13 protein-coding genes are annotated in these 15,045 nt (G+C 30.7%); 9 read left to right on the top strand and 4 right to left on the bottom strand.

All coding sequences use genetic code 11. The annotated features are described in order from the left end of the window. Positions 1 to 39 precede the first annotated feature (39 nt). Together AB8U03_RS02030 and AB8U03_RS02025 are read right to left on the bottom strand one after the other, a co-directional pair. Positions 40 to 474 (bottom strand): phosphodiester glycosidase family protein, encoded by a 435-nt coding sequence (locus AB8U03_RS02030; protein ID WP_369702858.1) that lies wholly within the window; start codon positions 472 to 474, stop codon positions 40 to 42. A 129-nt stretch (positions 475 to 603) separates the two neighbouring features. Beyond that, complete coding sequence (locus tag AB8U03_RS02025) at positions 604 to 984, bottom strand: BlaI/MecI/CopY family transcriptional regulator (protein ID WP_369702857.1); 381 nt, start codon at positions 982 to 984, stop codon at positions 604 to 606. Positions 985 to 1,166: 182 nt separating this feature from the next. Here AB8U03_RS02025 and AB8U03_RS02020 point away from each other — a divergent pair, with 182 nt between their 5' ends. The 3 genes from AB8U03_RS02020 (at position 1,167) to AB8U03_RS02010 (ending at position 4,733) form a co-directional block, all read left to right on the top strand. After that, a complete protein-coding gene (locus AB8U03_RS02020) occupies positions 1,167 to 2,012 on the top strand; it encodes a DNRLRE domain-containing protein (protein WP_369702856.1) in 846 nt (281 codons plus the stop codon). A 107-nt stretch (positions 2,013 to 2,119) separates the two neighbouring features. Next, the gene (locus tag AB8U03_RS02015) at positions 2,120 to 2,845 is read left to right on the top strand and encodes a DUF6385 domain-containing protein (protein ID WP_369702855.1); all 726 of its coding nucleotides are present in this window, start codon (positions 2,120 to 2,122) and stop codon (positions 2,843 to 2,845) included. 64 nt (positions 2,846 to 2,909) lie between these two features. Further along, positions 2,910 to 4,733 carry a tetratricopeptide repeat-containing glycosyltransferase family 2 protein gene (locus AB8U03_RS02010; RefSeq protein WP_369702854.1) on the top strand — a complete coding sequence of 608 codons (1,824 nt, stop codon included), beginning with the start codon at positions 2,910 to 2,912 and terminating at the stop codon, positions 4,731 to 4,733. Positions 4,734 to 4,773: 40 nt separating this feature from the next. On the opposite strand, the gene AB8U03_RS02005 is transcribed toward AB8U03_RS02010, so the two are convergent. Then, complete coding sequence (locus AB8U03_RS02005) at positions 4,774 to 5,535, bottom strand: sulfite exporter TauE/SafE family protein (protein ID WP_369702853.1); 762 nt, start codon at positions 5,533 to 5,535, stop codon at positions 4,774 to 4,776. 224 nt (positions 5,536 to 5,759) lie between these two features. Here AB8U03_RS02005 and AB8U03_RS02000 point away from each other — a divergent pair, with 224 nt between their 5' ends. The 3 genes from AB8U03_RS02000 (at position 5,760) to holA (ending at position 11,174) form a co-directional block, all read left to right on the top strand. Then, positions 5,760 to 8,348 (top strand): P-type ATPase, encoded by a 2,589-nt coding sequence (locus AB8U03_RS02000; RefSeq protein WP_369702852.1) that lies wholly within the window; start codon positions 5,760 to 5,762, stop codon positions 8,346 to 8,348. 92 nt (positions 8,349 to 8,440) lie between these two features. Further along, positions 8,441 to 10,111, top strand: coding sequence for a ComEC/Rec2 family competence protein (locus AB8U03_RS01995; protein WP_369702851.1), 1,671 nt, complete (start codon positions 8,441 to 8,443; stop codon positions 10,109 to 10,111). A gap of 31 nt (positions 10,112 to 10,142) precedes the next feature. Then, positions 10,143 to 11,174: a DNA polymerase III subunit delta gene (holA, locus tag AB8U03_RS01990; protein WP_369702850.1), complete on the top strand. Its 1,032-nt coding sequence runs from the start codon at positions 10,143 to 10,145 to the stop codon at positions 11,172 to 11,174. A 28-nt stretch (positions 11,175 to 11,202) separates the two neighbouring features. On the opposite strand, the gene rpsT is transcribed toward holA, so the two are convergent. Further along, complete coding sequence (rpsT, locus tag AB8U03_RS01985; protein WP_369702849.1) at positions 11,203 to 11,469, bottom strand: 30S ribosomal protein S20; 267 nt, start codon at positions 11,467 to 11,469, stop codon at positions 11,203 to 11,205. A 238-nt stretch (positions 11,470 to 11,707) separates the two neighbouring features. Between rpsT and gpr the strand changes: the two genes are divergently transcribed. The 3 genes from gpr (at position 11,708) to lepA (ending at position 15,008) form a co-directional block, all read left to right on the top strand. Beyond that, positions 11,708 to 12,682, top strand: coding sequence for a GPR endopeptidase (gpr, locus tag AB8U03_RS01980; RefSeq protein ID WP_369702848.1), 975 nt, complete (start codon positions 11,708 to 11,710; stop codon positions 12,680 to 12,682). Positions 12,683 to 12,789: 107 nt separating this feature from the next. Beyond that, positions 12,790 to 13,113, top strand: coding sequence for a hypothetical protein (locus tag AB8U03_RS01975; protein WP_369702847.1), 324 nt, complete (start codon positions 12,790 to 12,792; stop codon positions 13,111 to 13,113). Positions 13,114 to 13,199: 86 nt separating this feature from the next. Beyond that, entirely contained in the window at positions 13,200 to 15,008 is a 1,809-nt protein-coding gene (lepA, locus tag AB8U03_RS01970; RefSeq protein WP_369702846.1) for a translation elongation factor 4, read from the top strand. Positions 15,009 to 15,045: the final 37 nt, after the last annotated feature.

The following is a 15,045-nucleotide window of genomic DNA, read 5'->3' as shown; positions in this document are numbered from 1 at the left end:
CATGGATTTGTACAAGAATCAAATCCATGCTGGTATTTTTTATTTCTCAACCATAAATATTGAGGATACAGGCTGCTGTCCATTTGAATAAGCTGGCTTATTTATAATACCGTCTTTGTAATACATGGTGGAGGAACTGCCGCCATCCAGGGCAGCTGCAGTATAAGCACCCTCTTTAATCAAAAGCTGCTGTAGCTTAAACAAGGAGATACCTATGGAATTGGTATTTCTGCCGTCTATTACAACCATAATCACTGTTCCATCTTTTTTCTGGGCAATGGCAGTCCTCGGATTTATTTCCCACATTGTATTTTTGGATAATAGCGGTTTACCATTTTCAATAAGTGGCAGTGAGGAATTTACAGCACAAAGGGCTTTATTTTTTTCAGCAAGTTCACTTGTGGTTTTGTTGTTTTTTAAAAGTTCTTTGGTATAACCTACTTTAATGGTGGATGGATCTTTTATAATCAGCATTTTACCATTGAAGCTTCTTTTTAAATAAAAATCTTAGAATCAGTATTAAAATAGCAAACATACTTCCAATTATTGAGGAGTATAATATAAATTTAAAAACAGATAAGATAAGCATTGTAAATTTACTCTTTAACCTTTCTTTTTATCTAGAATTTGCTTTAACTTGTCAATTTCATCTTCAGATAACTTGCTTTCATTTATAAAATTCTCCAGCATTAAATTTAAAGAACCGTTGAATACTCGTCTTAAAAAAGATTCACTTTCTGCTTTTACACATTGACTTTCAGGAACAATTGCAAAATAGTTATATGTTTTATTATCATTTTCATCCACTTCATAATCTATTATTCCTTTTTTTAAAAGTCTGTTTATCAAAGTTGTTGTGGTATTGGGTTTCCAATCCGCTGCCTCTGATATTTTTTGTACTATATCATTTGCAGTGCAGTATTTATTTGCCCATACTATTTTCATAACCTGCCACTCTGAATCCGATATTTTAGGTATTTTCATATTAATCATCTCCTATTACAGTTGTAATAGGAGATTGTAAAGCATTTTATAAAGAATAAGCATATTTTTGCTTTTCACATAAAGATATAGTCATTTCCCAAAAGTTGGGTAAAAAAACTGTATTTTATAAAAGAATTTTTATATGTTATACATATGATAACTATAAAGAGGTGATTTTGAGCATGTCTTATGTGAAGACACAGATTATGTGTATGAAAAGTCTTACTGTAACAGATTTTAAATCTAAAGGTAATATAGAAGATGATATTTTGAAAGTTGGTTTTGATGGAAAAAATATTTATAGAAGTTACATGTATTTTAATATAGATAATATACCTAAAAATCAATTTGTAGATTTTGTCTATTTATATGTATATTTAAGTAAAATTGATACTGAACATTCCAAAACAACTTTTTATATACAACCACTTCAAGAGGATTTTGATAAATATACTACATTTGAAAATCAGCCACAATATTGTAATAGACAGATTAAATTTGAAGTGAATAGGAATTCTAATGCATTGATGCGCGTAGATATGACCCACATATTTAATGAATGGAATAGCGGACATATAAAAAATAAAGGCATAATTATAAAATCAGGTGAAAAGAAAAAATCACTTGGAAATTTTGCCTCAAGTCTCATTTATGATTATGAATTTATTCCTAAGTTGATGATTGGTATTCCAGAATTAAATCATAATTATTTTCAAGGAATTGTAGATATTATAGAAAAACATTGTAAGTTGGAATTTTATAAAATTAAGAGTTCTCCTCCAATAAGCGTAGAACGTATTATTCAAGGAACATTTTTTATTGATAACATAGGTAATACTGAGGTTAAAGCCATCGTTGAGGTGAGTTGTGATTTGTGCAATTGGATTAAAGACGAGGGAGTGATAGTTAATGCCAATAGTTCTGAAATTTTAATAGCAAAATATTATGGAAAATATTACAGAGTAAGATTTGAGTGTTTAGAATATGCTTCTGTGAACCTAAAATTTATATATCAAGTTTATAGATAGATGAAAAACAAGATAAAATCACAATTGAACAATAAAGGAATAGTATATTATTAGGTCTAAAAAAATTTAACTGTATTATTCTAAAGTTAAAATGGAGATGAAAATTTATGCCTAATAATTTAGTATTTAATAGGGTGGCTGAGCAATTAAAAACCCAATTATATGCGTATAATGCAAGTGCAAATCAAGCTGAGGCTTTAACAGTAGATAATTCAGGTAATTTATTGGTAGCTGGGACAGTGGATGTAGGAAACACGGTAACTGTAACGGGGACAGTGGATGTAGGAAACACGGTAACTGTAACGGGAACAGTGGATGTAGGAAATACGGTAACTGTAACGGGGACGGTGGATGTAGGAAATACAGTAACTGTAACGGGAACAGTGGATGTAGGAAATACGGTAACTGTAACAGGGACAGTGGATGTAGGAAATACGGTAACTGTAACAGGAATAGTAGATGTAGGAAACACAGTAACTGTAACAGGAACAGTGAATTCAATAACTGAGGGAGTTTTGTTTACCACGGATAATATTACTCAAACTACGGGTACTGGTGCAAATTCAGTACTGCAGGAAGATACTTCACAGCAAAAGGTATACTCTTATTATATTAAGAATAATGATACTACAAATACTCTTACAGTTGCACTTCAGATTTCCCCAACTAGCAATCCAAGTTATTTTATTAATGATGCTACTGGTCTTGTTACCGTTGGTACAAATACTGCGACAGTTCTAACTGCACAGTATTATTTGCAATATACAAGACTTTATTATGATACTGGAGCCAATACTGCTGATTTTGAAGCATATTATAATGCAAGTGTTTAATATAAAGATGCTGTCCTTTGGGACGGCATCATATTAATATAGCTCTGTAAAAGGAGGTTATAATGTGTCAATAAGTTTATGTATGATAGCTAAAAATGAAGAAAATGTATTAGGCAGATGTCTTGAAAGTGTAAAATATCTTGTAGATGAAATTATAATTGTAGATACAGGCTCTACAGATTCTACGGTTAAAATTGCAGAAAAATATGGAGCAAGGATTTTTTATTATAAATGGGATAATAGCTTCAGCAATGCCAGAAATTGTTCTTTAGAAAAAGCCACTAAAGATTGGATTCTTATAATGGATGCAGATGATGAGTTTGAAAAAAAAGATAGGGATAAATTGCTTAAATTGGTTAATGATAAAGATAATCATACCGATATATATTTTCTACAAACCTTGAGTTATTCTGGCGATAAACCTGCTTATGAGAATATTACCATGAATTTAAATATAAGACTTATAAGAAATGGAAAAGGGTATAAATTTATAGGAAATGTACATGAACAAATAGTGCCCCCTCCGAATCATAGTAACAATTCACAGAATATAAAAATTGAAAATATAAGATTTTATCATTATGGATATTTAAATGAAATTATAAAAGCTAAAAATAAAAGAAAAAGAAATATGGATTTAATTAAAAAAAATTTGGATAAAAACTCCAATAACTCATTTATGTTGTTTAACATGGGTAACGAATATTATGCCATGTCACAATATAAAGAGGCATTGGAATACTATATGAAAAGTTATGAAAACTTTGTTCCACAAGAGGGGTTTAGTTCTAAATTAGTATTAAGATTGGTTTCATGTAATCAAATATTGAGAAATTATGAAATGGAATATAAATTTATTGATGAGGGATTAAAGTATTATCCCAATTTTACAGATTTGGAATTTATAAGAGCTAATACTCTCATGGGTGAAGGTAAATATTTATCAGCCATAAATTCATTGGAAAAATGTATTCAGATGGGTGAGCCTCCTGTTGAGATAAATGAATTAGTTGGTGTAGGATCTTATAAAACTTATTATGTCTTATCTAATATATATTTTAATTTAAAGGAGTACGATAGGGCCCTATATTATTGTGATAAGGTATTAAAGTCAAATCCTCAATATATTAAATCATATTCCAAACTTGTCCAGATAATGGGTGCTAAAAAATTTTCAATAGATAAAATGAAAGAAAAATTTGACAGATATCTCGATGAAAATGCAAATGAAGGTTTGTATTTATATTTATCAGATATATTTTATAGCCAAAACAGATTTGATATTGCTTATGATTATGCAGAAAAAGCAGAAAAGACATGTAAAGATAGATCCAATATATCAAAAATATACTACTATAAAGGGATTTGTTTATTTTACCAAAAAAAATTTAATGAGGCATACAGTTTTTTTGAAAAGATTACTGAAAAAAATTTTATTGATCAAAACTTTTATTATAGCATGCTTTGCAGTACCTTTGATAATAATATTTCAACTAAAAATATATTAATTGACAATCCTAAAGACATTCCTGACAATAGAAAGTATTTGGTATATATGAAATTTAAAGATTTAATTGAAGGAAAAAAGTGCACACCATTAGCAAAGGATATAGAATCATCTGGAAAATTTTCAGGCGCCATATTTAATTTATTATCTATTTTGTTAAAGATAAATTATTTTGATGAATTCGAAAGTGGGCTTCAGCTTTTAAATTTGATTGAGGATGATAATGTGCTATTATATCTGGCAAAATTGTACTATAAAAATGGATATATGAGTCTTGCATATAAGGAATTTTTAAGATCCATAAAGATATATGATAAAATTGATGTGGAAGGACTTGAAATGATGAAGCAGGCACTGTATTTTAATAATTTGAGATGTTGATTTTCATAAAAAACAAGGAGAGGTAAATAATCTCTCCTATTTAAAATAATAGTAAAGTGGCAGCTGTGACAGGGACTAAAATCATTGCAGTTTTAAGTATGGGCATTGGAACTCTTCTAGTAAATTTGGCACCTATATAAGAGCCTATCATTGTACCCATTACCACTTCAATAAGTAAATGTATATTTAAATATCCCAAATGATAATATCCGGCTCCGCCGGCTAAGGCTATAGGAATAATCACCATCATGGTAGTTCCGGCAGATTCACGTATTGACATTCCAAGTATGAACATGAGTCCAATTTGAATAAATGAAGCAGAACCTATGCCGCACATACCTGAAATAACACCGGTAACCAAACCTATTCCACCAGATAATAACCAGAACTTTATTCCGACAGGTAGGGGGTTAGATTGAATACCGCTAGAATGCCGATGTTCAATTATAAACATACGAAGCCACAAAACTATTGCAGACAGGTATAACATTCCTGAAGTCAGCCATTTTAAATCACCTGCTGATATAAAATATGAGAAATTGGAGCTAGTCCATGCACCTATTGCACCAAATAATCCTACTACAATTCCAACTTTTAATATAATATTTCCCTCTCTATAATGGCTAATGGATCCTGACAAAGAAGAGAAGATCATTGCTGCAAGAGCAGTTCCAAGGGATGTATGAATTGGGTAATGAAAAATTACAGTTAAAATGGATATTATAAATCCAGAGCCACCAGCCCCTACAAACCCCAATAGCACTCCGGTTATAAACATGACAAGTATAATTTGTACTACCAATTTAAGTTCCTTCTTTCTTATGAGACATATTTTATGTAATGATTTAAAGTATTTAATAATATTTGCATTATATCATGTTTTAGACATAATATTAAATTATAGATTTCTATAGATTTATTGTTTATGTATAAAAAAAACAGGCCTTTTTTAATGATTTTTTAAAGTTAATTTAGCTGAATACGATATTTAAGTAGTGTTCTTTTTTATGGGAGGGTTATAGGTGTATGATTGAATGGTATAAACATCCATGGAGTGAGATAGTAAAGGAACTGAATAGCAATACATATTATGGACTGGATGAAGAACAAATAGAATCACTTAGAGAAAAGTATGGAGAAAATAAAATTGTTATGCCAGATACTAAGGGTTTATTTTATCTTGCATTTATACAGTTTAAGGAAGCATGGATATTGTTGTTGATTTTTTGCACAATTTTATTTATATATTTAGGTATATATAGTTATGGAATTATATCCTTGGTTATTGCACTTTTAAATATTTTTTTAATAGCTCTGGAGCAATACAAAGTGGAGAGAAATATAAAGGAATTACGAAAGCTAAATTTGGGAATGGCAAGGGTTATAAGAGATGGACGAACTTTGAGGATACCATCTGAGGAACTTGTAGTAGGTGACATAGTTATAGTTGGACAGGGTGAGGGAATACCTGCGGACATGAGGGTTATTGAAAGTAATGATTTAAAAATAGATGAATGTTCTGTTACAGGGGAAAATTTTATAGTGGAAAAATATGAATTCAAAATAGACGATAGAGAGCTGTCTCTTTCAGATATGAAAAATATACTTTTCAAGTCATCTTCGGTGGCTGAAGGTGATGGCACAGGTATAGTTATAGCAGTGGGGATGAACACTCAGGTGTCTAATATAGTAAAACTTCTACTTAAAGGCGAAAGGAAAAGAGAGTCTTTTGGGTTCAGAATTCATAGGGTTGTCAACGCCTTCAGCATTTTTTTGGTTGGTTGTTTTTCAATTATTGGATTTATATTGAAATTTACTTTTCACAAAAGTTTTTATTATAGTTTAAAAACAGGATCCGTTATATTTTTGAGCACTATTCCCCAGGCAATGATTATTATAATTTTGCTTATAGGAGCTATTTTACTGAAAAAATTCAAGAAAGCAAATATAACTTTTAAAGATTTGTCCAGTATAGAAAAATTTTCGAAAGTTTCAGCTGTTTGTACGGATAAAGTGGGAGCCTTTTCTAAAAATAAAATGAAAGTCATGAAAGCTTATGGGAGCAACGGGCTTATTGATATAAATGAAGAAGCTTTAAAAGATGGTATAAATGAAAGCTTGTATAGAATGATGAATATAGGGCTTTTATGTAGTGACGAAAAATCTGCAAAAACGAATGAAGAGAATTCTGTAAAAAACTTGGTGGAGTCATCTTTGGTAGGATTTGGTGCCCAAAATGGAATTTATAAAAAGGAATTGGATAAAAAATATAATAGGATATTTAAAATCTTATTTGACGGTGAAAGACGTATAATGACTACTGTAAACAAGGTAGACAAGAAATATAGGGCTCACGTAAAAGGGGCAACTGATTCCATTATAAATAGATGTACTCATATATTGAAAAATGGTTTGGAAGTGGAAATAACAGAGGAAGATATAAAATCCATAAGAGATGCAGATATTAGTATGTCCAATGAATGTCTATATGTAGTGGGGTTTGCCTATAGAAATTTTAATTATGAGCCAAGCATTAAAGAAAATATCGAAAGTAATCTGGTTTTTGTAGGCTTAATTGGTTTTGACAATATGTTAAAGGAAAATGCATCAAATTCTATAAAAAAGGCTCTAGCTCTTTCAATTAAGCCTATTATTATTACAGATGACAATAAACTTACGGCTTTAGCAATAGGAAAGAAAATAAATATAATATCCAGGCTTCAGCAGATAGTTTCCGGTGTGGAAATGGATAATATGACAGAAGAGGAATTTAGTCGTATTGGAGAAAAGGTCAGCTTTTTTTCTAGAATAAGCTCCCAGCATAAAGTAAATATAATAAAAGCATTAAAAAGTTATGGGTACATAACAGCTATAACAGGATGGAAACTTACAGATTTGCCTGCACTTAAAATATCGAATGTAGGAATAACAAACACTAAGAGTAAAATAGTTAGGAAATTGTGTGACATATTTGTTAAAAATATGGATTTTATGAACTTGTTAAATACCATAGAAAATTCCAGAAAAATTATGAATATGATTGAAAAGATAATTGTCTATATTATAAGCTGTTGTGTGGGGTTAACAGTATTTTTAATGATGAATGTTCTATTTGATTTAGATATTTCCGGCAATATTATTATAGAATCTATTTGGTTTAACAGTGTTATTATGTTTTTGTCAGCCCTGGCCCTAATGTACCAATGTGAAGATGAAGAAGGAGATTATGTATCATCTGTAATTGATAAAAGCATAATAGTGGAAAATTCGAGTTTTGTTTTATTTGGTGGATTTTTAATGGGAACTCTATCATTTATATCTCTTTATATATCAAATTTGTGGAAAAGTGAATTTCCATTTTTGACTTCTATCTCAATCTTAAATATCTGTGCTGCATTGTTTGTGTATAGTTTTTCTGATATAAAGTTTTTTAAAAACAAATTTTCAACTACAATTGTAATTATAAATATTATTATACAATTGCTTGCAATTTTTATTACAAGCAAATTCCTGATTTTATTTAATTTAGGCTATTGGAAGATATTTTTTGTGTGTATTGCATTGTGGCTTGTTTTTTGTATATCTTATAAATTCCATAAAAATCAATATGTTTAATATAGTGTTTTTGGGCAAATATAAATAATATCAGACTGGTTTATGTGCAATGAGTGTAATTATGATTATCCAGGAGGTATTACCCATAGACTATGAAAAGGCCATTGGTGTTTTATTCTATATCTCTATCTTTAGGATGTTTATTTGCCTTGTTATTTTTAGACAACATTGCGGCAGCTATATTGATAGCTGCTTTTTTTCTTATAATATTGTTTTTTACATTGGAAATTAAATTTTTTATGGTGAATGTCCTGTTCTTTCTTTTTGGAGTATTTAGTTTTTATCTGTATTTTAATATAAATGTACAAAGTCCTGTTCAGGTTAGAATTTTAGAGAAAAAAAACTATTATTTTATAGGAAATTTCAAAGGAAGGGAAATTATATTAAAGGGTAAAACAGAGGGACTTCAAGAAGGGCAGAAAATAAAAGCATATGGAAAATTTCAAAAAGAATTTAATATAGGAAGCGGGGTGATTGGAAGTTATAATTTAACTGAATATAAATACTATAAAAAGGATTTTATATATTATTCACATGAACTCAAGAATAATATTTATGAAAAGTTCAGGAAAATAATTGGAGAAGATAAAGCCGCCCTTGTTATGGCCTTATGCTATGGAGAAACTGATTATATTAGTCAAGAGCAGATGAGTGAGTTCCAGAAGCTGGGAATAATTCATGCTGTAAGCGTTTCTGGATTCCATATGGTTATAATTTATGAAGTACTGGAGTATATGGCAGGATTAAAAATAGCCATAATTGTATCTTTATTTTATGTATTTTTTACAGGTATGGCAGCAGCAACTATGAGATCCTTTATAATGATACTCATATTTAAATTGTCAAAAGTATTTTTTAAAGAATATGATAGTATATCTTCTTTAAGCTTGTCAGCTCTTATTTTAATGGCATTTAAACCTTATTATGTAGTAAATCTAGGATTTGATCTTTCTTTTTTGGCAACCCTTGGTATACTTTTATATAATAAAAAAATATATAGAAAGCTGTATAAACTTCCTGAAAAGCTAGCCAGCAGTATAAGTCTAACTTTTAGTTCTCAAGTTTTTTCATTGCCATATATAGCTTTTACAATCCAAAATTTTAGTTATGGATTTATTTTGGGAAACTTATTTTTGATTCCATTGTTTTCAATAATAATTGTACTTGGAAATGCAGCCTTGTGTTCATATCATATAGAAATATTATTTAAATATATATGCGCAATTATTAATCTGGTCTTTACTGTAATAGAAGGGGCAAGTATCATTGCACTAAAATTATGCCCTGAAGTAGTATATTTAAGGTATAGGGATGGATTGATGATTATTGCAGTATTTATTAGTTTCGTTATGTATAAGAAGGGATATAAAAAATTTAAATATATTCCGGCTGCATGTGTAATTTTAATGGTACTTCAAGGATATTCCCTTTTTACAAGTATAACTTTTGTAAGCAAAAATAGTGGAGAAGCTGTTGTTGTAAAAAAGGGTTTAGATAAAGTTATGATATGCAATTATAATTACTTGGATGTCAATTGGATATCGGATATAAAAGTACAGCAATCAGTGAATAAAATTATAACTAATCCTCATAAAAATTTTGTCTATAATTTAAATACCAGTTCTTATCTAAAAGTAAATGAAACTTTAGAAAACTGTGGAGCTATTACACTTTATACCGGAAATAGGAAGTTTAAATTCTTTACAGATAAAAATAGTAATTCTTATGTTATAATATTTAATATGCTTTTTAAAATTAAATAATTATTAATGTCAAGGTGGAAGTGAGTAAAGGTTGGTAGATATAGTTACTTTTAATAAAAATTTAAAAAATGGACATATAGAAAATTGTTACTTATTTTGCGGCAGTGATGAATTCCTTATAAAGGAAAATATAAAAACATTGATTGGGAAAGTTATAAAACCGGATTTTATTGATTTAAATTATGTAAAATTTGATGGAAGTTCTCTGGAAGACTTTAATACTGTAATAAATGCCTGTGAAACGCTTCCTTTTATGAGTGATAAAAAAGTTGTACTTGTGTACAGAGCTTCTTTCATGGTGGAGGGAGATTACAAGAATAAACTTTCTGGAGAATTTAAAAATATACATAGTTATTTAAAGAATGTACCTGAACATTGTGTTTTAATATTTTATTGTTTATTTAAAAGTAAAAGGGATAAACCTGGTAAAAGGATATATAGTCTGGATAAAGATATATGTGTAGTCAAGGCCGATAAGATAAGAGGATATCAACTGGAAAATAAAGTTCAAGAATTTTTTCACTCCAGGGGAAAGGATATAAAAAAGGTGGATCTCAGGGTGTTTTGCAATCTTATGGATGGAAATAACTTGAGTATAATAGAAAATGAAGTAGAAAAATTATGCTGTTATACTTATGGAAGAGATATAAAAAGAGAAGATATGCAAAAAATGTTTTTGAGCAACAACGAAGAAGATATTTTTGATGTTGTAAATGCCATATCAAATAAGAATTTAAAAGAAGCAGTTCATTTGTTAAATGAACTCATATATGGTGGTATTAAAATAAATTATATTTTGACTATGATAGAGAGGCAATTTAACATTCTGTTTAAAATTAAACTGCTATTAGAAGGTGGAAAACAAAAAGTCGAAATCATGAAGACATTGAATATAAGATCTGAATATGGATATAATATCATGGTTCAGCAGAGTAAGAAGTTTACTTTAAAGCAACTTAAAAGATCTATACAATTATGTTTAAATACAGAAAGGAATATGAAAAGTCTATCTATAGATGAAAGAACTGAATTGGAACTTTTAATAATAAATACCATTGCATAATAAATAACCGGTCATCACCGGTTATTTATTATGCAGTTAATCCATTTAACTTTAAAGTCAACTTAGACTTATCTCTTGATGCTTTATTCTTGTGAATTACACCTTTTGATGCGGCCATATCTAAAGCTCTTATAGCTGCAGTAAAATTAACCTTAGCTTCTTCTACATTTCCATTGTCAATGGATGCTGAGAATTTTTTTATGGTGGTCTTTAATGAAGATTTTATTATCCTATTCCTTAAAGTTTTAGTCTGAATAACTTTTATTCTCTTTTTTGCAGATTTTATATTTGCCATGCTTTCACCCCCTTATTGTTTTTATAGACTTCAATAGCTTTGGGGAAATTTGCTGTTAAGTCATTATATTTAACAAATGCTATTATAGCATTAAATTTTAACCACATCAAGTGCAAATTATACAGCCCATGGACATGAACATATAATGTAATTCACATATTCATTTAAGAGTATATTGTAAAAGATAATAACCAATAATAATAAATAAGGAAATAATATACAAGGAGTGATGGATAAAATGTTTGATGTAAGAACAGACTTAGCAGTAGAGACAAGGGAAAGGTGTCGGAAAGAAAGAGGAGGGGAGGTACCGGGAGTAGAAGTAGAGGAAACTGTAGAAGATGACATAAAGATAACTTGTGTAAAAATAGTAGAAGATATTGGAGAAAAGATTATGGGAAAACCCAAGGGATCATACATAACAGTAGATATGCCAAGACTTACCCATTATGATGGAGAAATTAGAGATAAAGTAAGTAAGGTGGTTGGAAAGGTATTATCCAGCATGATAGATATAGATAAGAGTATGACGGCATTGGTTGTGGGATTGGGGAATTGGAATATAACTCCGGATTCACTGGGACCTAAAGTGGTATCAAAATTAATGGTGACCAGACATTTAAAGCAGCTGGTACCTGATAAGATAGATGAAGGAATAAGGCCTGTGTGTGTCATATCTCCAGGAGTACTTGGACTTACTGGTATTGAGACCAGTGAAATCATAAAGGGAGTTGTAGATAAAGTAAAACCCAATCTGATAATTTGTATAGATTCTCTGGCATCAAGGAAAATGGACAGAGTAAATTCTACAGTGCAAATAGGAAACAGGGGGATATCACCAGGCTCTGGAGTAGGCAATAGAAGAATGGAATTGAGTGAGAAGACTCTGGGAATACCTGTAATAGCCATAGGAGTGCCTACAGTAGTGGATGCGGCTACTATGGCCAGCGATACCATTGATATGGTTTTGGATGAAATGATAGTACAGGCGAAAAAAGGAGAAAAATTTTATCAGATGTTAAAATCCATAGATAAAAATGAAAAACAGCAAATGATAAGAGAACTGCTGGATCCTTATAAAGAAAATATAATGGTTACACCTAAAGATGTGGACCTAGTGGTGGATTCAATTTCAAAAATCATTGCAAATGCCATAAATATTGCCTTGCAACCTGCATTGGATTTAAATGACATAAACACCTTCCTGAATTGATAAGTATAGGGGCGGTAAACTTTACTTCATAATATTATGTATAAAATTTGTAGAAAAGTTCATCCTTTATAATAAGAATTTTGTTATTATTTGGGGGTGACTTTTTTATGAATAGAAAAGCTGTTATAACTGTAGTAATATTTTGTGGTATAATAATCCTTTCTGGTTTTACAATTATAACCGTAGGACTGCCTAAATTTATAAAGGATAAATCTGACTTCAAAATTAATTATACTCCATCACCTTTTGACTTCAGCGTAGATATGGGGAATTATTCACTATCTTTAAACAACAAGATAGGGGATAATTTTAAAAATGGATCTCAAAAAATTGTAAATGTGATAGGTGGGAAAATATATTCTGGAACTTCTTATATAATAGATACAACCCAAGGTGCATTTCAAAATATAGAGAATCGATTTAAGAAATAATGTGCTTTTAACTGCAGGGTGATTATGATATAATTTACTGTAGTTGTTTATTGTGGAGAAATTTCATCAATATTGGAGGAAATAATATGCAGAGTGAAAGACAGAAACATATAAGAAATTTTTCTATAGTTGCCCATATAGATCATGGTAAATCTACTCTTGCAGATAGACTGATTGAAAAAACAGGAACTCTTACTGAAAGAGAGATGAATTCTCAGGTACTTGACAATATGGAGTTGGAAAGAGAACGGGGAATAACTATAAAATCTCAGGCAGTAAGGCTTATATATAAAAGAGCTGATGGAGAGGAATATGTTTTAAATCTTATAGATACACCAGGCCATGTAGATTTTAATTATGAGGTTTCAAGAAGTTTGGCGGCCTGTGAAGGAGCTATTTTAGTAGTGGATGCAACTCAGGGTATACAGGCACAGACTTTGGCCAACTGTTATCTGGCCATGGATCATGATTTGGAAATTGTACCTGTAATAAATAAAATAGATTTACCCAGTTCCAGAGCGGAAGAAGTAAAAGAGGAAATAGAGGATGTTATAGGAATAGATGCAGAAGATGCACCATTGGTTTCTGCAAAAACAGGATTGAATATAGATCAGGTTTTAGAAGCCATAGTAAATAAGGTACCATCTCCAGAAGGAGATGAAAAGGCACCTTTAAAAGCTCTTATATTTGATTCGAATTATGACAGCTATAGAGGTGTAGTTTGTCATATAAGAGTAAAGGAAGGGTCCATTAAACCAGGAGAAGAAATAAAGCTTATGGCTACGGGTAAAATCTATGAGGTTGTGGAAACGGGAATATTTGTTCCAGGTTTTATGCCGAGGGAAGAATTGAAAGCAGGAGATGTGGGATATTTTACCGCCTCCATTAAAAATGTAAGAGATGCCCGTGTAGGAGACACTGTAACTGAGGCTAAAAGGGAGGCTGCGGAGCCCTTAACGGGATACAGACCTGTAGTTTCTATGGTATACAGTGGTATATATCCGGTAGATGGGGCAAGATATGGTGAATTGAAGGAAGCTTTAGAAAAACTTCAAGTTAATGATGCAGCATTGTGTTTTGAACCGGAAACATCTATAGCATTGGGATTTGGATTTAGATGTGGATTTTTAGGACTGCTGCACATGGATGTTATACAGGAAAGAGTGGAAAGAGAGTTCAATTTAGAAATAATAACCACAGCCCCCTCCGTTATATACAAGATATATAAGACAGATGGCACCTTAATAGAACTTACAAATCCTACTAATATGCCTGATGTGTCAGAGATAAAATATATGGAAGAACCCATAGTAAAAGCATCTATAATAACCCCTTCAGAATATGTGGGATCCGTAATGGAACTTGCACAGAGTAGAAGGGGAAATTTTAGGGATATGCAGTATATAGAAACTACCAGGGTATCTTTAAATTATGATATTCCGTTAAATGAAATAATATATGATTTTTTTGACGTGTTGAAATCAAGGACAAGGGGATACGCTTCTCTGGATTATGAATTAAAAGGTTATAAAATTGCCGAACTTGTGAAATTGGATATACTTTTAAATGGAGAAACCGTAGATGCCCTGTCCATGGTTGTGCCTCAGGAGAGAGCCTATGAAAGGGGAAGAGGTATAGCTGAAAGGCTGAAGGAAATAATACCAAGGCAGCTTTTCGAAATACCAATACAGGCTGCTGTGGGAGGGAAAATTATAGCCAGGGAAACTGTTAAGGCTATGAGAAAAGATGTACTTGCAAAATGTTATGGAGGAGATATATCCAGAAAGAAAAAACTTCTTGAAAAACAAAAAGAAGGAAAGAAGAGAATGAGGCAGGTAGGTTCTGTAGAAATTCCCCAGGAAGCTTTTATGACCATACTTAAAACAGAAGACTAGTTGGGAGAAATATTTATATATTTTTAGGAAGTGTTTT

Origin of the sequence: Clostridium moutaii, assembly GCF_041205085.1 — a bacterium.
In the GTDB taxonomy this organism is placed as follows: Bacteria; Bacillota; Clostridia; order Clostridiales; family Clostridiaceae; genus Clostridium_B; species Clostridium_B moutaii.
Note: the sequence above shows the minus strand (reverse complement) of the source record. Positions and strands in the feature narration are given on the sequence as shown.